At 60.1% G+C, this 22,411-nt stretch carries 23 protein-coding genes and 1 pseudogene; 3 read left to right on the top strand and 21 right to left on the bottom strand.

The features are described 5' to 3' along the window. Positions 1 to 915, top strand: coding sequence for an Rpn family recombination-promoting nuclease/putative transposase (locus QLG03_RS15490; protein ID WP_255989615.1), 915 nt, complete (start codon positions 1 to 3; stop codon positions 913 to 915). Between the two features lie 158 nt (positions 916 to 1,073). Beyond that, on the top strand, positions 1,074 to 2,444 hold the full coding sequence (locus tag QLG03_RS15485; protein WP_255989614.1) for an NAD-dependent succinate-semialdehyde dehydrogenase: 1,371 nt from the start codon (positions 1,074 to 1,076) through the stop codon (positions 2,442 to 2,444). A gap of 49 nt (positions 2,445 to 2,493) precedes the next feature. Here the strand turns inward: QLG03_RS15485 and QLG03_RS15480 are convergent, their stop codons facing one another. The 17 genes and pseudogenes from QLG03_RS15480 to QLG03_RS15400 form a co-directional block, all read right to left on the bottom strand. Then, positions 2,494 to 2,814, bottom strand: a complete 321-nt coding sequence (locus QLG03_RS15480; protein ID WP_032454756.1) for a hypothetical protein — start codon at positions 2,812 to 2,814, stop codon at positions 2,494 to 2,496. After that, positions 2,814 to 3,359 (bottom strand): YfaZ family outer membrane protein, encoded by a 546-nt coding sequence (locus tag QLG03_RS15475; protein ID WP_023291843.1) that lies wholly within the window; start codon positions 3,357 to 3,359, stop codon positions 2,814 to 2,816. The genes QLG03_RS15480 and QLG03_RS15475 overlap by 1 nt, the downstream gene beginning before the upstream one ends. 392 nt (positions 3,360 to 3,751) lie before the next feature. After that, a complete protein-coding gene (gene yjiA / locus QLG03_RS15470) occupies positions 3,752 to 4,708 on the bottom strand; it encodes a GTPase (protein WP_023291844.1) in 957 nt (318 codons plus the stop codon). Between the two features lie 11 nt (positions 4,709 to 4,719). Further along, positions 4,720 to 4,923, bottom strand: coding sequence for a YbdD/YjiX family protein (locus tag QLG03_RS15465; protein ID WP_002887451.1), 204 nt, complete (start codon positions 4,921 to 4,923; stop codon positions 4,720 to 4,722). A gap of 110 nt (positions 4,924 to 5,033) precedes the next feature. Further along, positions 5,034 to 7,184: a pyruvate/proton symporter BtsT gene (btsT, locus tag QLG03_RS15460; protein WP_064155471.1), complete on the bottom strand. Its 2,151-nt coding sequence runs from the start codon at positions 7,182 to 7,184 to the stop codon at positions 5,034 to 5,036. A gap of 295 nt (positions 7,185 to 7,479) precedes the next feature. Further along, positions 7,480 to 7,992 (bottom strand): 4-hydroxyphenylacetate 3-monooxygenase reductase subunit, encoded by a 513-nt coding sequence (locus QLG03_RS15455; RefSeq protein WP_023291846.1) that lies wholly within the window; start codon positions 7,990 to 7,992, stop codon positions 7,480 to 7,482. Positions 7,993 to 8,011: 19 nt separating this feature from the next. After that, entirely contained in the window at positions 8,012 to 9,574 is a 1,563-nt protein-coding gene (gene hpaB, locus QLG03_RS15450) for a 4-hydroxyphenylacetate 3-monooxygenase, oxygenase component (protein WP_002887473.1), read from the bottom strand. Between the two features lie 223 nt (positions 9,575 to 9,797). Beyond that, entirely contained in the window at positions 9,798 to 10,688 is an 891-nt protein-coding gene (gene hpaA / locus QLG03_RS15445) for a 4-hydroxyphenylacetate catabolism regulatory protein HpaA (RefSeq protein WP_023291847.1), read from the bottom strand. Between the two features lie 9 nt (positions 10,689 to 10,697). Next, positions 10,698 to 12,056, bottom strand: coding sequence for a 4-hydroxyphenylacetate permease (gene hpaX, locus QLG03_RS15440; RefSeq protein ID WP_023291848.1), 1,359 nt, complete (start codon positions 12,054 to 12,056; stop codon positions 10,698 to 10,700). Positions 12,057 to 12,077: 21 nt separating this feature from the next. Continuing rightward, entirely contained in the window at positions 12,078 to 12,875 is a 798-nt protein-coding gene (gene hpaI, locus QLG03_RS15435; protein WP_117136493.1) for a 4-hydroxy-2-oxoheptanedioate aldolase, read from the bottom strand. 10 nt (positions 12,876 to 12,885) lie between these two features. Then, positions 12,886 to 13,689 (bottom strand): 2-oxo-hept-4-ene-1,7-dioate hydratase, encoded by an 804-nt coding sequence (hpaH, locus tag QLG03_RS15430; protein ID WP_087849132.1) that lies wholly within the window; start codon positions 13,687 to 13,689, stop codon positions 12,886 to 12,888. 107 nt (positions 13,690 to 13,796) lie between these two features. Further along, the gene (locus QLG03_RS15425; protein WP_023291850.1) at positions 13,797 to 14,177 is read right to left on the bottom strand and encodes a 5-carboxymethyl-2-hydroxymuconate Delta-isomerase; all 381 of its coding nucleotides are present in this window, start codon (positions 14,175 to 14,177) and stop codon (positions 13,797 to 13,799) included. Between the two features lie 9 nt (positions 14,178 to 14,186). After that, positions 14,187 to 15,044: a 3,4-dihydroxyphenylacetate 2,3-dioxygenase gene (gene hpaD / locus QLG03_RS15420; RefSeq protein ID WP_002887492.1), complete on the bottom strand. Its 858-nt coding sequence runs from the start codon at positions 15,042 to 15,044 to the stop codon at positions 14,187 to 14,189. 1 nt (position 15,045) lies between these two features. Next, positions 15,046 to 16,512, bottom strand: a complete 1,467-nt coding sequence (gene hpaE, locus QLG03_RS15415) for a 5-carboxymethyl-2-hydroxymuconate semialdehyde dehydrogenase (RefSeq protein ID WP_255989607.1) — start codon at positions 16,510 to 16,512, stop codon at positions 15,046 to 15,048. Beyond that, positions 16,509 to 17,273 carry a fumarylacetoacetate hydrolase family protein gene (locus QLG03_RS15410; RefSeq protein ID WP_044525284.1) on the bottom strand — a complete coding sequence of 255 codons (765 nt, stop codon included), beginning with the start codon at positions 17,271 to 17,273 and terminating at the stop codon, positions 16,509 to 16,511. The genes hpaE and QLG03_RS15410 overlap by 4 nt, the downstream gene beginning before the upstream one ends. Next, a complete protein-coding gene (locus QLG03_RS15405; RefSeq protein ID WP_023291853.1) occupies positions 17,270 to 17,902 on the bottom strand; it encodes a fumarylacetoacetate hydrolase family protein in 633 nt (210 codons plus the stop codon). The genes QLG03_RS15410 and QLG03_RS15405 overlap by 4 nt, the downstream gene beginning before the upstream one ends. Before the next feature lie 57 nt (positions 17,903 to 17,959). Next, positions 17,960 to 18,124: pseudogene (locus QLG03_RS15400) on the bottom strand (hypothetical protein). Between the two features lie 64 nt (positions 18,125 to 18,188). Between QLG03_RS15400 and hpaR the strand changes: the two are divergent. Continuing rightward, positions 18,189 to 18,629, top strand: a complete 441-nt coding sequence (gene hpaR / locus QLG03_RS15395; protein ID WP_002887503.1) for a homoprotocatechuate degradation operon regulator HpaR — start codon at positions 18,189 to 18,191, stop codon at positions 18,627 to 18,629. A gap of 3 nt (positions 18,630 to 18,632) precedes the next feature. On the opposite strand, the gene QLG03_RS15390 is transcribed toward hpaR, so the two are convergent. The 4 genes from QLG03_RS15390 to QLG03_RS15375 are packed head-to-tail and all read right to left on the bottom strand — an operon-like array spanning position 18,633 to position 22,189. Next, positions 18,633 to 19,895: an FAD-dependent oxidoreductase gene (locus QLG03_RS15390; RefSeq protein WP_255989604.1), complete on the bottom strand. Its 1,263-nt coding sequence runs from the start codon at positions 19,893 to 19,895 to the stop codon at positions 18,633 to 18,635. Then, complete coding sequence (locus tag QLG03_RS15385) at positions 19,876 to 20,139, bottom strand: (2Fe-2S)-binding protein (RefSeq protein ID WP_255989602.1); 264 nt, start codon at positions 20,137 to 20,139, stop codon at positions 19,876 to 19,878. The genes QLG03_RS15390 and QLG03_RS15385 overlap by 20 nt, the downstream gene beginning before the upstream one ends. Further along, entirely contained in the window at positions 20,136 to 21,245 is a 1,110-nt protein-coding gene (locus QLG03_RS15380) for an FAD-dependent oxidoreductase (protein WP_072414072.1), read from the bottom strand. Before QLG03_RS15380 ends, QLG03_RS15385 begins: the two co-directional genes overlap by 4 nt. After that, positions 21,242 to 22,189, bottom strand: coding sequence for a 4-hydroxyproline epimerase (locus QLG03_RS15375; protein WP_255989599.1), 948 nt, complete (start codon positions 22,187 to 22,189; stop codon positions 21,242 to 21,244). The genes QLG03_RS15380 and QLG03_RS15375 overlap by 4 nt, the downstream gene beginning before the upstream one ends. Positions 22,190 to 22,411: the final 222 nt, after the last annotated feature.

Below are 22,411 nucleotides of genomic sequence, written 5' to 3'. Positions count from 1 at the left end.
ATGGCAAAGGGCACCACCTCGACGCCGCATGATGCGGTGTTTAAACAGTTTCTCACTCAGGCCGACATCGCGCGTGATTTCCTGGCGATCCATCTACCGCCTGCGCTGCGTCAGCGCTGCGACCTCGATACCTTACAGCTGGAGTCGGCAAGCTTTATCGAGGAGAGCCTGCGGGCCTGGTACTCCGATGTGCTGTGGTCACTCAAAACCGCGTCTGGCAAGGGATACATTTATGTGGTTATCGAACATCAGAGCTCACCGGACGTGCAAATGGCTTTTCGCCTGATGCGCTACGCCATCGCCGCGATGCAGCGCCATCTGGATAGCGGTCATACCAGACTGCGGCTGGTGGTGCCGATGCTGTTCTATCACGGAGCGACCACGCCATACCCGTGGTCGCTCAGCTGGCTGGACTGCTTTGCCGATCCACAGCTGGCGAGGGAGCTTTATGCCTCGCCCTTTCCGCTGGTGGATATCACGGTGATCCCCGACGATGAGATCGTTCGTCACCGGCGGGTGGCATTACTCGAGCTGATACAGAAGCATATTCGCCAGCGCGATTTAATGGCGATTGTTGAGCAGCTGACGACGATTTTACTTAGCGGTGACGCTAATGACAGGCAGATAAAAACGCTGTTTAATTATCTACTGCAGACTGGCAACGCGCGTCGCTTTGGCCGGTTTATCCAGGAAGTGGCGCAACGGGTTCCTCAGCACAGGGAGAGATTGATGACCATCGCCGAACGAATACAGGAAGTGGGCCGCAGAAAAGGCAAACGGGAAGGCCGGCAGGAGGGACAGCATGCCGAGGCGCTGCGCATTGCCCAGAGGATGCTGGCCGACGGCATTGCCCGCGAGACGGTGGTGAAAATCACCGGCCTGACCGCCGATGAGATCGCCGCGCTGGCGCATTGATAACGCCGGGCGGCCTGACGGTCGCCCCGGTTAGCCACCGTTATGGAATATTCCGGATATACCTAACTTTACCCGCATCGCCAGCCATCTCGACTACCCTTAATATCCTTAACGGCATTTTTGACTGCCTTAATAGCGATAACAAGGAGACATGCGATATGGCCTATCAGACGGTGAATCCTGCGAACAATCAGCTTATTAAAACGTACCCGGCGCACAGCGATGCGGACGTGGAGGCGGCGCTGCGGCAGGCGGATGCGCTCTATCATTCTGCCTGGGCGAAAGGCGATATTGAACCGCGTCTGGCGGTGCTGCATAAGCTGGCGGATCTGATCGACAGCCGGGCGGAAGATCTGGCGAAAATCGCCAGCGAGGAGATGGGGAAACTCATTAAGCAGAGCCGCGGCGAAGTGAAACTGTGCGCGCAAATCGCCCGCTATTACGCCGATAACGCCAAATCGATGCTGGCGCCGGTGAAATATCCCACCGAACTCGGCGACGCCTGGGTTGAACACCATCCCATCGGCGTATTAGTGGCGGTGGAACCGTGGAACTTCCCCTATTACCAGCTGATGCGCGTCCTGGCGCCAAACCTGGCGGCCGGGAACCCGGTTATCGCCAAACACGCCAGCATTGTGCCGCACTGCGCGGAGACCTTCGCTCATCTGGTGCGCGAGGCCGGCGCACCAGATGGGGCGTGGACCAATCTGTTTATCTCCCAGGATCAGGTGGCGAAGATTATCGCCGACGATCGTGTGCAGGGCGCGGCGCTGACCGGGTCGGAAAAAGCTGGCAGCGTGGTGGCGGCGCAGGCGGCGAAGCATATTAAAAAATCGACCCTGGAACTCGGCGGCAACGATGTGTTTGTGGTGCTCGACGATGCCGACCTCGATCGCGCGGTGAAAATCGGCGTCCAGGCGCGGCTGAACAACGCCGGCCAGGTGTGTACTGCCGCCAAGCGGTTTATCCTGCATGAGAACATCGCTGAGTCGTTTCTGACGAAATTTAGCGAGGCGTTTCGCCAGGTAAAAATAGGCGATCCGCTGGATGAAAGCACCACGCTGGGGCCGCTCTCCTCTAAAGATGCGCTGGAAACCTTAAGCAAGCAGGTTGACGAGGCGGTCAAAAACGGCGCCACGCTGCATCTGGGCGGCAAACCCGTGGCGCGAGACGGTAACTTCTTTGAACCCACTATCCTGACCGGTATCACCCGCGACAACCCGGCGTACTTCGAAGAGTTCTTTGGCCCGGTGGCGCAGATCTACGTGGTGAAAAACGATGAGGAGGCGATTGCGCTTGCCAACGATTCTCACTATGGCCTGGGCGGCGCGGTGTTCAGTCAGGATATCGAACGCGCTAAACGGATGGCATCCGCCATTGAAACCGGGATGGTCTATATCAACTGGCTGACCGATACCGCGCCTGAACTGCCGTTTGGCGGCGTGAAGCGTTCCGGTTATGGCCGGGAGCTCTCCGATCTCGGCATCAAAGAGTTTGTGAACCAAAAGCTGGTGGTGATTCGCCGCTAAGCCCGACCATAAAAAAACCTGCCATCCGGCAGGTTTTTTTATAATAGATTTATTGCACTTCGACTTTATCCCAGCCGCTTTTGAACATACAGCTGTCGACTAAGGTCTCCCGCTGATATTCATTCGCGTCTTCTACCGTATAACTTGTTTCAACATCCTGTTTCTTATGCTTTTTGTCGCTTTTTTCTGAACTGGACCCGGTCACCACGTTATCCGGAGGGAGATCGACCAGGGCCTGCGCTTCACATTCGGTGAGCTTTTTATGCATGTCGGCATCGCTTAAACCCGGCTTCACCCAGGTATACTGAGTGCAGCCGGTGAGCAGCAACGCCAGGCTCAGCGCAGAGAGCGCGGCGAGACGTGATTTCATCAGAAGGTAATCCCGCCGCCTACGTAGGCGCCATCAATCAGGGTGTGGTTTGGGCGGCCCTCTTTGCCGTCAACGCTCACGTGACGGTAACCGACCTTCAGGGTCAGTGGACCAACCGGGGACCAGCTCACGCCGCCGTTCGCCTCAACATAGTTTTTCACGCTGTTGTTCAGGCCGTCGGGGGCCACATACCCTTCGCCAAACACGTGGATGCTGTCGGTCAGGGCCACGTTCACTCCGCCGCCGACCGGAAACGCGACGCCGTTATCGCCTTTTTTCGGCCCGAGGTAGATAGCTTTCGCGCCAGCGTTGAGCATCACCGGGCCAACTTCCAGATTGTAACCCGCGCCAACGCCGCCGGTCTGGCTACCATCATCGGTATTCTTCAGCCAGTGGCTTTCGGCATACAGGCCGGAAGAGGATTTACCCATTTCCATATTCAGGTTGGTAAAATTCTTACCTTGTTCAACGGTAAACCCCATTGCCATGGCGGAACCAGAGACCGCGGTCAGGGCAGCAACAATCAGGATGTTAAGCTTTTTCATGGTTTGCTCCTCGTCATTAAATTTGTCTGAGGGCACCTTAACAATCGATGTTTACCTCTGCAAATGTGACTTACGTCGATTTTTTATGCTGTGTTTGTCAGGGAAGTGTTTTGAAAATGTTGTAATGACGTTGGGTTATGGCGAGGTCAATCATCAAATTTGGTCTGTTTAGCCACAGTTTAATGGGGGGGCTAAACAGAAACTGAACAGGGCGGGCATTAATTATTAAGCGTCCTATTCATTGAATTTCTTATTATTTCCAAAAGTGTTTCTGCTGTTACTTATAAAAACGTTGATTTACATTTTTCGACGCGATGACGACGTTTTAACCCTGTCTTTGACGATGTACGGGGAGAGAAGGGGGCCTGCGCCTTAGCGCGCAGGCGGGCAGATTAGCGTCGTAGCCCGGCAAATGCCGCGCGAATCTCCTCTTCCGGCAACTGAATGCCGATAAACACCAGCGTGCTGTGCGGCGTTTCATCGCCCCACGGGCGATCCCAGTCGGCGCTGTAGAGGCGCTGCACGCCCTGGAACAGCAGGCGATTTGGCTCGCCGTCGATCCACAGCATCCCTTTATAGCGCATCAATTGCTCGGCGAAGGAGAGCAGCAGATTTTCCATTACACGCGACACTTCGCTGATATCCACCGGGTAATCCATCTCAACCACGATTGATGACACGTCGTTTTGCTTCTCTGCCATAAAGTGGAAACGCGGTTTGCTGTTTACGACGTTCTCTTCCAGCATAAAGCCGCTGGTGTTAAACAACTGGCTAAGATCGATATCGCCGTGAATGACGGTATAAATCGGCGCCCGGGCATTAATGCGCGCCAGCCGTTCGCGCAATTTTTCGGTGTCGCCGGCAACATCAGTTTTGGTCAGCAAAATGCGGTCTGCGTAGCCTACCTGCGACTGGGCGATGGTGAACTGATCCATCTGCTGGTCGGCATGGACCGCATCCACCAGGGCGATCACGCCATCCAGCAGATAGCGCTCGCAAAGCACCTCGTGGGAGAAAAAGGTCTGGATAATCGGCCCCGGGTCGGCCATGCCGGTGCATTCAATCACCAGCCGGTCGAACTCGATTTCACCGCGGTCGCGGCTGTCGAGTAGATCGAGCAGGGCGTCTTCCAGTTCGTTGGAGCGCGTACAGCAGATGCAGCCGTTGGTCAGGGTTTTAATCTGCGTGGCGCGGTCGCCGATCAGCTGATCGTCAACGGCGACTTCGCCAAATTCATTTTCAATCACGGCGATTTTAAAGCCGTGCTGTTCGTTGAGAATATGGCGCAACAGGGTGGTTTTACCTGCGCCGAGAAAACCGGTGAGTAGGGTGACTGCAATCGGTGCCATTATTGCCTCCATTAACAGCAGCGGACGCCGCCTTTGCCGTCGCCGCCGTAGCGGGCCTGCTGGCGTTCGCGGAAGAATTCTTCATAAGTCATGTACGGCTGATCCGGATGGTTGGTTTGCATATGGGTGACGTAGTTGTCGTAATCCGGAATGCCAATCAGCATTTTCGCCGCCTGACCGAGATATTTTTTTGCCTGACCTAAGTTACCAAACATTGTAAGTTCCAGATAACGAATAAAGCCGGATGGCGGCTAGCGCCTTCTCCGGCCTACATTGATGCGCTTTTTTGTAGGCCGGATAAGCGTAGCGCCATCCGGCATCGGGGTTAATGATGTGACGAGGTCTTCACGCCGCCTTCCGGTACCGGCACGTACGGGGTCTCTTTGTCGGTACGCACTTTATTGTTGCGGACAGTGAGCCAGGTTTTGATGCCGTAGAAGATGATGCTGTACACCACTACCAGGAACAGGATGCTCAGGCCGGCGTTGGTGTAGTTGTTGACCACGATATGGTTCATGTTGGCCACCTGCTGGGCGGTCAGTTCGCCACCGGCGGCGATCTTCTCTTTATACTGCTGAGCCATAAAGAAGAAGCCTTCCATCTGCGGGTTGGTGCTGAACAGCTTCAGGCCCAGCGCCCAGGTGGTGCACAGTAGCAGCCACGCAGCCGGGATCACGGTGACCCAGATATATTTGGTGCGCTGCATTTTGACCAGCACCACGGTGCCAAGCACCAGCGCCACCGCGGCCAGCATCTGGTTAGAGATACCGAACAGCGGCCACAGGCTCTTCACGCCGCCCAGCGGGTCGACCACGCCCTGATACAGCAGGTAGCCCCACAGCCCGACGCAGCCGGCGGTACCGATAATCCCGGCGACCAGCGAGTCGGTTTTTTTCAGGAATGGCACGAAGTTACCCAGCAGATCCTGCAGCATAAAGCGGCCTGCGCGGGTCCCCGCATCCAGCGCGGTGAGGATAAACAGCGCTTCAAACAGGATACCGAAGTGGTACCAGAAGCCCATATCCGCCATCGGGATGATTTTGTGGAACACATGAGCGATACCCACGGCCAGCGTCGGCGCGCCGCCTGCGCGGTTCAGTACGGAAGGTTCGCCGATATCTTTCGCGGTTTGCAGGATTTGCTCAGGTGAGATCACGAAGCCCCAGGAGCTGACGGTCGCTGCCGCGTGAGCGGTGACATCCCTCAGCTGGGCGGCAATCAGCGCCGCGTTTTCACCGCCCATTTCGTGCAGGTTCGGCATGGTGATGCCCAGACCCGCCGGCGGGGTGTTCATCGCGAAGTAGAGGCCCGGTTCGATAATCGATGCCGCCACCAGCGCCATCACCGCCACGAAGGACTCCATCAGCATTGCGCCGTAGCCGATAAAGCGGGCGTCGGTTTCGTTGGCCAGCAGCTTCGGCGTGGTGCCGGAGGCGATCAGGGCGTGGAAGCCGGAGACCGCGCCGCAGGCAATAGTGATAAACAGGAACGGGAACAGGGCGCCTTTCCACAGCGGACCGGTACCGTCAATGTACTGGGTCACCGCCGGCATTTTCAGGTCCGGGTTAAGGATCACGATACCCAGCGCCAGGCCAACGATGACGCCGATTTTCAGGAAGGTCGCCAGGTAGTCGCGCGGCGCCAGAATCAGCCATACCGGCAGCAGAGCCGAGATAAACGCGTAGCCAATCAGGGTAAAGGTGATGGTGGTGTCTTTAAAGGTCAGCGCCGGGCCCCAGTACGGGTCGTGGGCAATCACGCCGCCGAAGTAAATAGACGCCACCAGTAGGACGATACCGATGACCGATACTTCGCCTACGCGGCCCGGGCGCAGGAAGCGCATGTAGATCCCCATAAACAGGGCAATTGGCACCGTCGAGCAGACGGTGAAGACGCCCCACGGGCTTTCCGCCAGCGCTTTCACCACGATCAGCGCCAGCACCGCGAGGATGATGATCATTATCAGGAAGCAGCCGAACAGCGCGATGGAGCCTGGTACGGGACCCATCTCCTGTTTGATCATCTCGCCCAGCGAGGCGCCGTTACGCCGTGAGGAGATAAACAGCACCATAAAGTCCTGTACCGCGCCTGCCAGCACGACGCCCGCCAGCAGCCACAGGGTACCCGGCAGGTAGCCCATCTGCGCGGCGAGCACCGGGCCCACCAGCGGACCGGCGCCGGCAATCGCGGCAAAGTGGTGGCCAAACAGCACGTAGCGGTTGGTCGGCACATAGTTCAGGCCATCGTTATTAATGACCGCCGGCGTGGAGCGCGTCGGGTCTAGCTTCATCACCTTCTGCGCGATATACAGGCTGTAATACCGGTAAGCGACGAGGTACACGGAAACCGACGCCACCACGATCCACAGGGCACTGACGTGCTCACCGCGGCGCAGGGCGACGACTGAGAGGCAAAATGCCCCGATGATCCCGAGAATCACCCAGGGTATGTGCTTGAATAGTTTTTTGGTATCCATAGTAAAACCTGGCGTTAATGAGATGAATAATTGGCCGAAGCCGTCTGGTTTTAAGTAAGAGTTGATGGAGGTATTGATTAGCTAGGCTGCCTCCGATCTTGCCAGACCGGCGCGCGCGTAAAGATGAGTAAATGGGTGAGTGGTTGTATAGGAGGTTAAGCGGTTACTGGAAGGGGTAAGCGGTTGGCTACGAAGTGAACAGGGCGGGATTATGTGATTGTGATCACAGGAGATTGTGGCCTGCGACGCTGTGGGTTAACGCTCCTCCCCAACCGGGGAGGAGCAGACAAGGCGATTACACTGCGACTTCCATTTCCATCATTACCGGGTGGAAGCGGCGCTTAAAGTAGATCAGCCCGTGGCCCTGCTGGCTCAGGGTTATGTTCCTGATTTCAACCAGATAGACCAGGTGGGTGCCGATGGTTTGTACCTGGCTAATCTCCCCTTCGAGACTGGCCAGCGACCCCTTCAGCACCGGCTGCCCGAGCGCGCCCTGCTGCCAGCCGCTGAGGGCAAAACGCTCTTCCATCGTCACCCCGGTCATCCCGGCGAAATGACGGGCCATGATTTCCTGTTCATGGTTCAGCACGTTGATGCACAACTTGCCGTTGCCCTGAAACACCGGGTTCATCGCGCTGTTGGCGTTGATACACACCATCACCGAGGGCGGCGTATCCGTCACCGAGCACACCGCCGTGGCGGTAATCCCGCAGCGGCCGGCTTCGCCTGCGGTGGTGACCACGTTAACCGCCGCCGACAGGCTGGCCATGGCATCGCGAAAACGCAGGCGTTGTTCATCTAATTGCATTATGACCTCCCGCTGCGAATTACTTCAGCAGCTTATCCAACATGTTGATATCAGCGTTATTGTGCAGATGCGGCACCGTCCAGCCGTTCTGGTCGTACTCGGACAGGCAGCGGTCGACCATCGCCATCATCTTGTCCATATTGCCGGAGCTCTGCGCCTGGCGCAGACACTGCAGGCGAATCTCATCCTGGCTACCGGAGTAGTTGATTTCATACAGCTCGTGGCGGCCGCCGAACTCGCTGCCGATGGCGTCCCACATCAGTTTGAGGATCTTGATACGTTCAACGTGATCCATACCGTTGGAGCCGCGCACATACTTCGCCAGATACTGGTCAATCTGCGGGTTGTTCAGATCGCGGGCGCTGGACGGCAGATAAATCAGGCCGCTGGTGACGTTGCGCTCGATGATGTTCTTGATCTTGGCGTAGGCCATCGGGGCCATCACGCGATAGGTCTGCAGAGCGGCGTGATCCGGCAGCCATGCGCCGTTGACCCACGGCGTCGCTTCCGAGCACATGGAATCGCTCAGCGCCCAGAACATGTTGCGCCACGCCACCACTTCGCCGAGGTCGGCCTGCACGCCGCGGAACTCGAGGGTGCCGGTACATTCCAGCGAGCGCTTCAGCAGGGCGGTGATAAAGTCCAGTTTTACCGCCAGACGCACGCAGGCCTGCAGCGGGTACATGCGGGCGAAACCCCCTTCCATGGTCCAGCGGCGGCAGCGGTCGAAGTCGCGATAAATCAGCACGTTCTCCCATGGGATCAGCACCTTATCCATTACCAGAATCGCGTCGTTCTCGTCGAAACGGCTGGAGAGCGGATAGTCGTACGGGGAGCCGGTCGCGCCGGCGACCATCTCATAGGAGGCGCGGGAGATCAGCTTGACGCCTTCGGCGTCCATCGGCGCGACGAACATCAGCGCGAAGTCCGGGTTTTCGCCCATCACCTGCGCGGAGCCGAAGCCGATCATGTTGTAGTGGGTCAGCGCCGAGTTGGTGGCGACCACTTTCGCGCCGCTGACGATGATCCCGGCATCGGTCTCTTTTTCCAGCTTGATGTAGACGTCCTTCACTTCATCGGCCGGCTTGTGGCGGTCGATCGGCGGGTTGACGATCGCATGGTTAAAGTACAGGCCGGTTTCCTGAATGCGGGTGTACCAGTTGCGGGCGTTCTGCTCGAACTGGCCGTAAAACGCCGGGTTGGCGCCCAGCGCGCAGCCGAAGGCGGCTTTATAGTCCGGGGTGCGGCCCATCCAGCCGTAGCTTAAGCGCGACCACTCGGCGATGGCGTCGCGCTGCTGGCGCAGATCGTCGGCGCTTTTCGCCACGCGGAAGAATTTATGGGTGTAGCCGCCGCTGCCGGTATCGGTGCCCCAGCACAGGGAATCCTGCATCTCCGGTTTGTGCAGCGCATCGTACAGTTGAGCGACGGAGGCCGCGGCGTTACGGAAGGCTGGGTGGGTGGTGACATCCTTCACGCGCTCGCCGTAGATATAAATTTCGCGGCCATCCTGCAGGCTTTTTAAATACTCTTCGCCAGTTAACGGGCGTTTCGCGTCGGCGCGGAAATCTTCAGGTTTCATAGGGGGCCTCTTCAGTATTTATCGGAAATGATGTTAAATATATGTTTTGTTTTTGTTGTTCAATTGAAGCGGTTATTGCGCTTGTCGTGAAGGGACGTTTGCGACAACGACGGGTACTTTTCAGGCGGGAGTGAATTTTGTGATCTCTGCAGCGTTTGCCGGCTGGCGCGGCGCTGAACCGACCTGTGGACCATCGCCCGGCAGGCGCAGCGCCAGCGGGGAATTACGATACCGGTACTTTTTGCGCCCGGTAGCTGCTGGGCGAGCAGCCGACCTGGCGGCTAAAAAAGCGCGCAAAATAAGCGGGGTCTTTAAACCCCAGCTGCCAGGCTATCTCATTGACGGCGCTATCGGAGAACAGCAGCAGGCGCTTCGCCTCGCGCAGCTGGCGGTCGAATATCAGCCGTTTAGGCGAACGGTTGGCAAAGCGGCGACAGATATCGGTCAGCCGCGATTCGGTCAGGTGCAGCTCCCTGGCGTAATCCGGTACCGTCCAGTGCTGATGGTAGTGGCTGTCGATCATCTGGTTAAAGCGCTGGAATAGCTTCAGCTCGCCGCGCATGCCGCTGGCGGCGTGATCGTCGAGCTTTGCGTTACGCAATAGCAGGGTAAAGACCGCCTGCGCCAGCAGCGCCAGGGTGTGCTCGCGCCCCGGCAACTGGGCGGTGGATTCCCGGCGGATCAGCTGCCAGTAGTGGGCCAGCGCCGCCAGCTCGTCGGGTTTATCCGCCAGCGACAGGCAGATCCCCGGCAGGCCGAAGGTCTCCCGCGTGCCGGGATAGAGCACCTCCAGCAGCGGCCAGATGAGTTCTTCGTGCACCGTCAGCACATGGCCATCGCTATCGGACTCGGTAATAAAGGCGTGCGGCACCGAGGGCGGCGTTAACACAAACAATGGCGCCTGCACCGAATAGCGATGGTCATCAAGCTGCAGCTCAATCTGCCCGGTATCAAGATAGTGCATCTGGAAATAGCGGTCGTGGCGATGCGCCTGCATGTCGCGGCCAAAAAAGGCCGCCATGCGGGAAAACGACTGATAGTGCACCTCCTCGGTGCCCAGGCTCTCGTCGTAATCTTTATTGATATCGATATTGGCGATGGAATGCTGGCACATACCCGCTCCTTAGTGGCCTTTTTGCGCCGCTAAGCCCGGCGCGGCGGCGGCGTCCTCACGCTGGCTCATTGGAATGCGGGTGAGCACCAGCGCGCCGACAATCAGCAGCCCGGCGACAAACCATAGCCCGGAGCTAAAGCTGCCGGTGGTATCGCGCAAAATGCCGATCAACAGCGGGCTGACGGCAGAGCCGACGTTGCCGATGGCGTTGATTACCGCCAGCGCCACCGCGCGCGACTGCAGGCTGATCACCCGATCCGGGGTGGTCCAGAAAATGGCCATCGCGGTAAAGGATCCCACCGAAGCCATAATAATGCCGATCAGCTGGATCAGGCTGTGGTGAGTTGCCGAAGCCAGCAGCCAACCCGCCGCGGCGAACAGGTAGGGCAGGATGGTATGCATTTTGCGCTCTTTGCGCCGGTCGGAGCGGCGGCTCCACCAGATCATGCCGAAAATAGTGCAGAACTGCGGGATCGCCGCCAGCAGGCCAATCATGATGTTGCTACTGCCGGTGTTGAAGCTCTGCAGGATCTGCGGCGTCCAGATATTAATGGCGCTCAGGGTATTGGTCAGGCAGAAGTAGGCCAGGGTATACATCAGCACCGCTGGCGTCAGGACTTCGCGCAGCGTGGAACGCGGCGAAGCCGGAACGACCGCCGCATTTTCCCGTTCACGATCGATCATCGCCTTCAGCGCCTGTTTTTCTTCGCTATCGAGCCAGTTGGCTTTATCCGGCGTGTCGTTGAGGAAGAACCAGGTGACGACGCCGAGCACCACCGACGGCAGGCCTTCCAGCAGAAACAGCCACTGCCAGCCCTTCAGGTTCCACAGGCCGTCGAGCGCCAGAATATAGCCGGAAAGTATCGAGCCGAGCATCATGGTCACCGGCATGGCGATCATAAACAGGGCGTTGGCGCGGGCGCGATGGTAGGCCGGGAACCACCAGGTCAGATAGACGAGGATCCCCGGTAGAAAACCAGCCTCGGCGATGCCGACCAGCATGCGCAGGATGTACAGCGTATGCGGGCTGGTGGCGAACATGGTGCAGGTCGAGGCGATCCCCCAGACCACCATAATTCCGGCGATCCAACGGCGTGCGCCGACTTTCGCCAGCATGATATTGCTGGGGATCCCGCACAGCACGTAGGTGACGTAGAACAGCGTCGCCGCCAGGCCGAACATGGTGGAGGTCAGACCGAGGTCTTTGCCCATCGTCAGGCCGGCGAAGCCGATATTAATGCGGTCCAAAAATGAGAAAACAAAGAGAACAAACAGGAAGGTAATCAGGCGGCGGAACAGCTTTTTGATCACCCGGTTTTCTACTTCAACGGCTTTATTATCATTGTGTTGCAGGGTAGAGGTAGTCATGTTGCGCTCCACATTATCCGTTCAATAGACGGATTTATTGTTATCGGTTGTGGTCGTTGCGGTGTGGGTAAAACGGGCCGCCAGCGCTTCTGCGCCGCGCGCCAGCAGGGTGGTATCGACGCCGACGGCGACGAACAGCGCGCCCAGTTCGAGATAGCGCTTCGCCAGCGCTTCATTGGCCATCAGGATCCCCGGCGCCTTACCGGCCTGACGGATTTGCTGGATGGCCTGTTCAATGGCGGCCTGTACTTCCGGGTGCTGCGGGTTGCCGCTGAAGCCCATGTCGGCGCTCAGATCCGCCGGGCCGATAAACACGCCGTCCACGCCCTCGACATCGAGGATCTGTGGCAGATTGTTGAGCGCTTCGCGAGTTTCGATTTGCACCAGCACGCACATCGCGTCGTTAGCCTGATGGAGATAATCCGGGACGCGGTTCCAGCGCGAGGCCCGGGCGAGGGCGCTGCCGACGCCGCGAATACCCGCGGGCGGATAGCGGGTGGCTTTCACCGCCAGCCGCGCTTCGTCGGCGTTCTGCACCATGGGTACCAGCAGGGTTTGCGCGCCGATATCCAGCAGCTGTTTAATCTGCACCGGGTCGTTCCACGAGGGGCGCACCACCGGCTGGCTGGGATAAGGGGCGATCGCCTGCAGCTGGGTCAGTATCGTCTGCACGCTGTTTGGCGCGTGCTCGCCGTCGATCAGCAGCCAGTCGAACCCGGCCCCGGCCAGCAGCTCAGCGCTGTAGCTGCTGGTCAGTCCCAGCCACAGGCCAATCTGCGGTCGACCCGCTTTTATGGCGTCTTTAAAGGCGTTATTCATCATATTCCTCCTAGACGAACCGGCAGCTAATCGCGCCCATGGTGCCGTAATCAACGTGGAAGGTGTCGCCTTTGCGCGCCGGTACCGGACGCGTAAAGGAGCCGCCGAGAATAATCTGCCCGGCTTCCAGCTGGACGTCGTAAGGCGCCAGCTTGTTCGCCAGCCAGGCCACGCCGTTGGCCGGGTGATTCAGCACCCCTGCGGCGACGCCGGTCTCTTCAATCACGCCGTTGCGATACAGCAGGGCGGAGATCCAGCGCAGATCCAGCTCGTCGGGCTTGATCGGGCGGCCGCCGAGGATCACCCCGGCGTTGGCGGCGTTATCGGAAATGGTGTCGAACACTTTACGCGGGCGCTGGGTTTCCGGGTCGATGTTGTGGCAGCGGGCGTCAATCAGCTCCAGCGCCGGGATCACGTAGTCGGTGGCGTTGTAGACATCAAACAGAGTGCAGTTCGGGCCGCGCAGCGGTTTGGCCAGCACGAACGCCAGCTCGACTTCGATACGCGGAACGATAAAGCGGTCGGTGGGGATATCGCTGCCGTCGTGGAAGAACATATCGTCAAGCAGCGCGCCGTAGTCCGGCTCGCTGATCTGCGAGCTGGCCTGCATGGCTTTTGAGGTCAGGCCGATCTTGTGGCCTTTGAGTACGCGGCCTTCGGCGATCTTCATCTCGACCCACTCGCGCTGTACGGCGTAGGCGTCCTCAATGGTGATCGACGGATAATCCAGCGAGATCGCGCGGATCTGTTCACGCTGTTTTTCGGCCTGATTCAGCCGCTGGGCAATCAGGGTTCGGGTCTGTTTATCGAGCATAGTGATTCCTGTGGCATTGTATTGCCGGATGGCGCTTCGCTTATCCGGCCTACAATTCATGGCCGCTGTAGGCCCGGTAAGCGCAGCGCCACCGGGCAATTTGCACGTTATTTAAATAAGGCGTGCACGTTGTTCTGTTTGTAGTTCAGCGTCGGATCGAGCTCTTCCATGGCGAACGACAGCGCCAGGTAGCGGCTCTCCATCAGCGCCGCGAAGTGGGATTTGATCAGCGCGAACAGCATATCTCCCACGTCCTGACGGCTCTCCAGGCTTCGCCCGGCACCGATCTTCAGCGTCATATGGACAAAGGCGTAATCCTGCCTGCCGTCGGCCATCTGCCAGGTATCCAGCCAGTGGGCACGGCTGCGGATCCCGCCGATCGGAAAGATGCCGGTAGCGGCCAGCGCCTCGTTGACTTTGGCGAACAGCCCAGGCAGATCGGCCTGCTCGCGGATGTTGTCGGTACATTCGGCGATAAAATGCGGCATAGGGCCTCCTTACGCCTGCGCCGGCAGCGGGAACACGGCGTTAACCTGGCCGGTGCCGGAGCTGGCGAACAGCTCGGTGATAAACTCCACCTTGCCGTCGTATTTATCCCAGCCCAGCAGACCGAGCAGCATCACCGTGTCGTGCATGTTGCCTTCGCCGTAGCAGTAGTCGGCGTACTCCGGCAGCATGGTGCAGAACTCTTTAAATTTGCCCTCGCGCCACAGCTTCACCACCCGCTCATCCATCTGATGATCGAACTCGCGGGTGTAGCTGTTCATGCCTTCTTCGGCACGCTGATCGTCGATAAAGCGGTGCGACAGCGAGCCGCTGGCCAGCACCGCCACGGTGCCGTCATATTTCTCAATGGCTTTGAGGATCGCTTCGCCCAGCCTGCGGCTGTCGGCAAAGTCGTGAACGGTACAGAAGGCGGAAATGGACACCACCTTGAAGTGCTTATCGCTGTTCATGTAGCGCATCGGCACCAGGGTGCCGTACTCCAGCTTCAGGCTCGGAATATTGTGCGCTTTGGCGCGTACCCCGAGCTTCACCGCCTCGTCGGCGATGAGCTGACCCAGCTCCGGGTTGCCGTCATAGTCGTAGGTCATGTCGCGAATAAAGTGCGGCAGTTCGTTACTGGTGTAGACGCCCTGGAAATGGTCGGCGCAGTTGATGTGGTAGGCGCTGTTGACCAGCCAGTGGGTATCGAACACGATGATGGTATCGACGCCCATTTCCCGGCAGCGCTTGCCAATTTCTTTATGCCCGTCGATAGCGCCCTGGCGGCAGCCGTGGTTTTTCCCCGGCAGCTCAGACAGGTACATCGACGGCACGTGAGTGATTTTTGCTGCTAACGCTAACTTACCCATATCAGACTCCCCATTTCGGGATCGGATGGTCGCCCATCGAGATGCAGACGTTTTTCATTTCGGCGAACACTTCAAAGCTGTACTCGCCGCCTTCGCGGCCGGTGCCGGAGGCCTTCACGCCGCCGAACGGCTGACGCAGGTCGCGGACGTTCTGGGTGTTGACGAACACCATCCCGGCTTCAATACCGCGCGCCAGACGCAGCACTTTGCTGACGTCCTGGGTCCAGATATACGACGCCAGGCCGTATTCCACATCGTTCGCCAGGCGCAGCCCTTCCGCCTCGTCTTTGAACGGCAGCAGGCAGGCGACCGGGCCAAAAATCTCTTCCTGCGCGACGCGCATGCGGTTGTCGACATCCGCCAGCACCGTCGGGCGCAGGAAATTGCCGGCTTTCAGATGCGCCGGCAGGTCGGACGGTTTATCCGCGCCGCCGGCCAGCAGGGTCGCTCCTTCTTCAATGCCGAGGCGGATATAGCCGGAGACTTTCTCCCAATGTTGCTGGTTAATCAGCGCGCCGACCTGGGTGTTCGGGTCGGTTGGATCGCCGACGCGCAGGCGGTTAGCGCGCTCGGCGAAGCGTTTAACGAACTCGGGGTAGATGCTCTGCTGAATGAAAATGCGCGAGCCGGCGGTGCAGCGTTCGCCGTTGATCGAGAAGATGGTGAACAGCGCGGCGTCGAGGGCGCGCTCAATATCGGCGTCTTCGAAAATCAGCACCGGCGATTTGCCGCCCAGCTCCATGGAGTACTTTTTCAGCCCGGCATTTTTCATGATGTTGCGCCCGGTGGCGGTACCGCCGGTAAACGATACCGCGCGCACGTCATGGTGGCGTACCAGCGCATCGCCCGCCGTCGCGCCGTAGCCCTGCACCACGTTCAGTACCCCCGCCGGAATACCCGCTTCCAGCGCCAGTTCGCCCAGACGGTCGGCGGTCAGCGGCGACAGCTCGGACATCTTCAGCACCGCGGTATTCCCCAAGGCCAGGCACGGCGCCACCTTCCAGGTGGCGGTCATAAACGGCACGTTCCACGGCGACACCAGCGCGCAGACGCCCACCGGCTGCACCAGGGTGTAGTTCAGCATCTTGTCGTCGACCGGATAGGTCTTACCGTTCATCTGCTGGCACACTTCGGCGAAAAACTCGAAATTGTGGGAGGCGCGCGGGATCAGCACGTTTTTGGTCTGGTGGATAGGCAGACCGGTATCGGCGGTTTCCATCGCCGCGATCTCCGGGACGTTCTGGTCGATCAGATCCCCGAGGCGGCGCATCAGACGCGCGCGCTCTTTCATCGGCAGGTTAGCCCACTTCGGGAAGGCCTCTTTCGCCGCCGCTACCGCCTGATGGACTTCGGCTTCACCGCCGGCGGCGACTTCCGCCAGCACTTCGCCGGTGGCCGGGTTGGTGGTATGAAAATAGTCTGCGCCGGCAACGTTTTTACCGTTGATCCAATGGTTAATCTTTTTCATGACAGTGTCTCCTCATACGCTTGCTGGCTGATGATATGGTTGACCAGGCGGCCCACGCCCTCGACTTCAACGATCACCTCGTCGCCTGGCACCACGTCGGACAGCCCTTTCGGCGTGCCGGTGGCGATCATGTCGCCCGGTTGCAGGGTCATAAATTCGCTTAAGTAAGCGATGAGAAACGGGATGCTGAAGATCAGATCGGCGGTGGTGCCCTGCTGGCGCAGCTCGCCGTTGACCCAGGTGCGCAGGGCCAGATTATGCGGATCCGGGATCGCCTCTTTGCCGACGATCCACGGGCCGATCGGCGTCAGGGTGTCGCGGCTTTTCACCCGCAGGTTTGGCCGGTAGTAGTTTTCCAGATAGTCGCGGATCGCGTAGTCGTTGCAGACGGTATAGCCGGCGACATAGTCCATGGCCTCGGCTTCGCTGACGCGGCGGGCGGTTTTACCGATCACCACCACCAGTTCAGCTTCGTAGTGCATGTATTCCACGTTATCCGGGCGTACCGACTGCTGCTGGTGGCCAGTAAAGGTGTTTGGCGCTTTGATAAATACCAGCGGCTCGGTTGGCGGCTTAAACGCCAGCTCGCTGGCGTGGTCGGCGTAGTTCAGCCCCAGCGCGAACAGCGTGCCGTCGGCGGGCGGTAGCCAGCGGAATTCACCTTCTTTCAATACCGTGCCATCGTCCAGGCGCACCTGGTCACGTTCATCGACCACCGCATCGCGTACCTGTCCCTGCCATTCAATACGTGCCTGTTTCATGCCAGCTCTCCTTCTGCGACAACCGGGTTTTCCAGCGCCGGGAAGCCCTCGGCGAGAATGCGTACGCGATCGCCGGGACGCAGCGTAACGCGGGAGTGGGGCGTACCGATGAGGATCGCGTCGCCGGGATTGAGGGTGGCGAACTCGCTCAAGGCGCTCAGCAGCTGCGCGGCGTTACGCTGCAGATCGCCGGTATGCCAGCTGTCCGCTTCGCGGCCGTTGATTTCGGTGATGATGGTCAGGTTATCGACGTTGCGCACCGGCGACAGCGCGCCGACGGGGCAGAAACCATCGCGGCACTTGGCCTTGATCGCCGGGCGATAAAAACTCTCTTCCGGCAGGCTGACGTCGTTCGCCAGCGCGTAGCCGGCGATATAGTTCGCTGCCTCTTCCGCCGCCACCTTGCGCGCGGTTTTGCCGACAATCAGCGCCACGGTGGCGCCGCTTTGCACGGTTTCGCCCTGCGGATGGGGGATCGCCTCGCCATCGCCAATCACGGTATTGCGCGGCTTGATAAACCAGACCGCGGTTTTCGGCGGCGTTTTGTAGGGGGCCTGTTGAAACGCCTCGCGCCAGGCGTCGAGCTGGCTGCGATGATTGAGCGCAACGGCGAAGATGGTACCTTTCATTCACCACTCCTCTGGGACTGATTTCGGTTCAAAGGGATTTCGTTAATATATTAATGATCATCTTTTATGCTTTGCGATGAGGTTTAGCAACTGGAAGTGAATGTTTTGTGATCGGATTAACACAATATTTACACTTCAATAACTTATTCGTTATTAATCAAATGGTTGAATATTTTTCTGGGAAAGGCTGGTACTTTTCAGGTGCAGAAACCGGTTGTACATGGCAGGATTAAAGCTAATTATTAAGTTGTTAATAAGTTTTAGATGAGGCCGTTGAGGGGATACTATGCATGATTCATTAACCATTGCCTTGTTGCAGGCGCGTGAAGCGGCGATGGCCTACTTTCGACCGATCGTCAAACGACACAATCTCACCGAACAGCAGTGGCGGATCGTGCGTATCCTCGCCGAACGTCCGTCAATGGACTTTCACGATCTGGCTTTTCGCGCCTGTATTCTGCGCCCCAGTCTGACCGGGATTTTGACGCGCATGGAGCGGGATGGACTGGTGCTGCGGCTGAAGCCGGTTAACGATCAGCGCAAGCTGTACGTCTCGCTGACGCCTGCCGGAACCGCGCTGTACGAAAGCGCCCAGGCGGAGGTGGAAGAAACCTATCGCCTGCTGGAGGCTCAGTTCACTACGGAAAAGCTGCAGCAACTGACCTCGCTGCTGGAGGAGTTTATTGCGCTTGGCGTCCCTGCCGGGCGCGGTGATGAAGAAGAGTAGCGGTTACGGCTCGGCGCTCAGCCTGGCGAGGGCAATAAGCGTTTCCGCACGGGCGGGGGACAGCGGCTCTCTCGGCTGCGGCAGCGGCCAGCCGTACAACCAGCGGGCGCTGGCGGCGCAGGTGCGCCCCTGACAGGCGCCCATTCCGCAGCGCTGGGTAAGCTTGGCCTGTAGCCAGTCGTCGGCGGCTGCCACATCGCCGCAGCGCACATCTTCGCAACGGCACAGCAGGCTCTCCGGCGTCGCCGCGTTTTTCAACGACTCCGCCAGCCGGAAGGTGCGGTTGATGGCCGTGGCGAAGCGCTGCCAGCGGGCGCGACGGGCAAATAACGCCTGGGCCTGCTGGCTGGCCCCGGCGGCGGCATACCCGGCGATTTCGCCCTCCGCCAGCGCCAGCTCGCTCCCGCCGAAACCGGTGCACTCCCCGGCGGCGTAAATATCCGCGAGGCTGGTCTGCTGCCAGCGGTTAACCTGGATCGCCTCCTGCGCCGTGGCGCAACCGAACAGCAGCCCCGTCTCGATATTGGGCACCAGCCCGTAGCCGATAGCCAGCCGATCGCAGGCGACAGTCCGCTCGACGCCGCGCTGGCGCAGCGTCACGGCTTCCAGCCGCGTTGCGCCGTGGGCGCGGATCGCCTGGGAGCCGCTAAGATAGCCTTTCGGAGCCAGCGTCGCTAACTGGCGCAGCTTCTGCGGCCAGCGCCACAGCCCGCTGGCGAAGCGCAGCAGCGCCGGGAGCGGCGCTTGCTCAACGATATTCGTTACCTGGCCTCCGGCCTTGTTCACCGTATCCGCCACCGCCAGCAGCAGCGGGCCGCTGCCGGCAATCACCACTTTTTCGCCTTTCAGCGACAGGCCATGTTTGATCTGTGCCTGCAGGCCGCCCGCGCTGGTCACGCCGGGTAAGGTCCAGCCGGGAAAGGGCAGCGACAGCTCGCGCGCGCCGCAGCAGAGGATCAGTTTCTGCCAGTAAACCACGCCACCGCCGTCGGCGGTTTCAAACAGCACGCTGCGCGCGGAGGGGCGGGCAATCAGCCGCGCGCCGTTCACCACCCGGATGGCGGCAGACGCGGCGATGGCGTCGCGGTAGCGCCGGGCCAGGGCGGGCAGCGTCGCCTGCGGGCCGGCGCGCCAGATTTGCCCTCCGGGGGCGGGGTTATCGTCGAGAATAATGACCTGTTTATCGCAGGCGGCGGCAGCGAGGGCTGCCGCCATGCCGGCGGGGCCGGCGCCGAGTATTAAAATGTCACAGCGCAGCGTGTACATAGCGGCTCCTTTCTATTTGCATACCGGCCCGGCACAGGGTCTGGCAGGCCAGCACCCGCCGGCCGTCGACGGTGATCCGGCACTCCTGGCAGACCCCCATGCCGCAAAACGGCGCGCGGGGCTCGCCGTTAACCGCCTGGCGGGTGGTGGGATCGCCGGTCAACGCCAGCGCTGCCGCCACGCTGATACCTTCCGGCACCGTCAGCGCTTCGCCATCGACAGTGATATTGAGCGTGCTATTCATGCGATCGCCTCCTGATGGTACAGACGGGCCGGGAGCCAGGCCTCAGGCGCCAGCGGGCAGCGTTCGCCGAGGATCTGCGCCGCCAGCAGCTCAGCCGTCGCCGGGGCGGTGGTGACCCCCAGTCCTTCATGGCCCAGCGCCAGCCATACACCGCGGCGCGTGGGGTGCGGGCCGATCAGCGGATTGCCATCCTGCGAGGCGGCGCGCAGGCCGCTCCAGCAGCGGATGATATTCAGCGTCGCCAGCGCCGGCACAAAATGGCGGGCGCGGTCGAGCATCTGCCCCAGCAAGGGGAGATCCAGCTGGCGCTCGCGATTATCGAACTGGCGCGAAGAGCCAATCAGCAGCTGGCCAGTGGGCCGCGGCTGCAGGTTAAACGCTACCGAGGTACCGCCGCCGTGGGCGCTGGCGCCGTAGCCCAGCTCAACCAGCTGGTGATGCACCCGCGGCCCGTAGCGATCGGTAATTGCCAGCTGACCCTTCCTGGGCCGCAGCCAGTTTTCCGCCAACAGCGTATTGGCCTCCAGGCCGCAGGCCACCACGATGGCCCGCGCCTGTAGCCGTTTGCCGCTGGCGAGCAGCACCTCCGGTTCGGTAATCGCCTGCGCGCTGTCGTGCAGGCAGGTGAGATGGTCTCCGGCATCGGCCATCAGCCAGCGGGCGACGTTTGGCGCGTAGACGATGCTGTCGCCTGGTACCCATAGCCCGCCGGCCAGCCCGCTGCGCAGCAGCGGCTCGCGCCCGGCGATCTGCTGTGGGGTCTGTAGTTCGCTGTGGACCTGATAGCCAGCCAGCCGCCGCTGTTTTTCACCCGCGACTGCCATCTCTTCTTCGCTTTCCGCCAGCCACAGCGTGCCGCAGCCGCGCCAGGCGCAAGTGGCGGGCATCCGCGGGGTGATGGCGCGCCAGCGCGCCAGCGACCACGCCGACAGCGCCAGTTCGGCGGGGTCGTCATCCATGCACACCAGATGGCCCATACCCGCCGCCGTGGCGCCGGGTTGACCGTCATCGATAAGCGTCACTTTCTGCCCCCGCTTCGCCAGCTGCCACGCGCAGGCGGCGCCGATGATCCCGGCGCCGATCACGATGACATCGCACGGCTTCACGGCGCGATCCCCCAGCAGAAGGGATCGTCCGGGTTGAGGATCAACTGGTTATCGCCGCACACCCAGGCTTCGCCGCGGATCGTTGGAATGATGCCTGCGGCGGCGCGCTGGTAGCTGGCGGTAAACTGGCTGCCGATGATGCTGGCCTGGCGCCAGATCGCTCCCGGCTGGAGTTTGCCATCCTGCGCCAGGCAGGCCAGCTTGGCGCTGGTGCCGGTGCCGCACGGCGAACGATCCCAGGCCTTTCCCGGACAGAGTACAAAGCTACGGCTGTCGGCGGCATCGTCATCGGCGAACAGCTCGATATGGTCGATAACGCCGTCGTCGTCGCCGCGGATCCCCGCGGCCTCCAGCCCCTCGCGCACCGCCCAGGCGTAGTCGGTGAGCTGTGGAATGTGCGCCGGGGTAATGGCGAACGGGTGATCGTTAATCAGGAAAAACCAGTTGCCGCCCCAGGCAATATCGCCGATGACGGGACCCCGCGCGGTCTCCACGCGGACCTGCTTTTTCCAGCGGCGGGCCGGGACGTTTTGCACCGATACGCTGCCATCGTCGTGCAACGTGGCGCTTACGTCGCCGACCGGGGTTTCAATCAGATGAACGCCTGGCTGGATACGGCCAAGCCACGCCAGCGAGGCGATAAGCCCGATGGTGCCGTGGCCGCACATATTCAGAAAACCGGCGTTGTTGAAGAAAATGACGCCAGCGGTGGCCGCCGCCGAGACCGGTTTGCAAAGCAGCGCGCCGACCAGCACATCGCTGCCACGCGGTTCGAGAATCACCGCCTGACGCCAGCGATCGAAGTCACGGGCGAAACGGTCGCGACGCTCCGCCATGCTGCCGCCGCCGAGGTCGGGGAAGCCGTCAACGATCAGGCGGGTGGGTTCGCCGCCGGTGTGTGAATCAATGGCTCTCAGCGTAACAGGGGGGCGTGGCGCGGTCATTCTGCTCTCCGGAAGTTAACAATATGTTTCATCATGCTGGCGCAACCCGTGACGGGCGGCTTGAACGCTTTCGGCAGAGATAATGACGAAATCGGCATAATAGCGCCGGGGGGATGTTCATTTTGTGCATAATTATTTCTTATTAATCATTCTGTTAATGGCGTGGTAAACCGAAAGTGGCGATTGCGCCAGTGGATAAACCAGGGGAAGGCGTAAAGCGGA

Source organism: Klebsiella sp. V115_8 (genome assembly GCF_029967715.1).
Classification (GTDB): domain Bacteria; phylum Pseudomonadota; class Gammaproteobacteria; order Enterobacterales; family Enterobacteriaceae; genus Klebsiella; species Klebsiella quasipneumoniae.
Note: the sequence above shows the minus strand (reverse complement) of the source record. Positions and strands in the feature narration are given on the sequence as shown.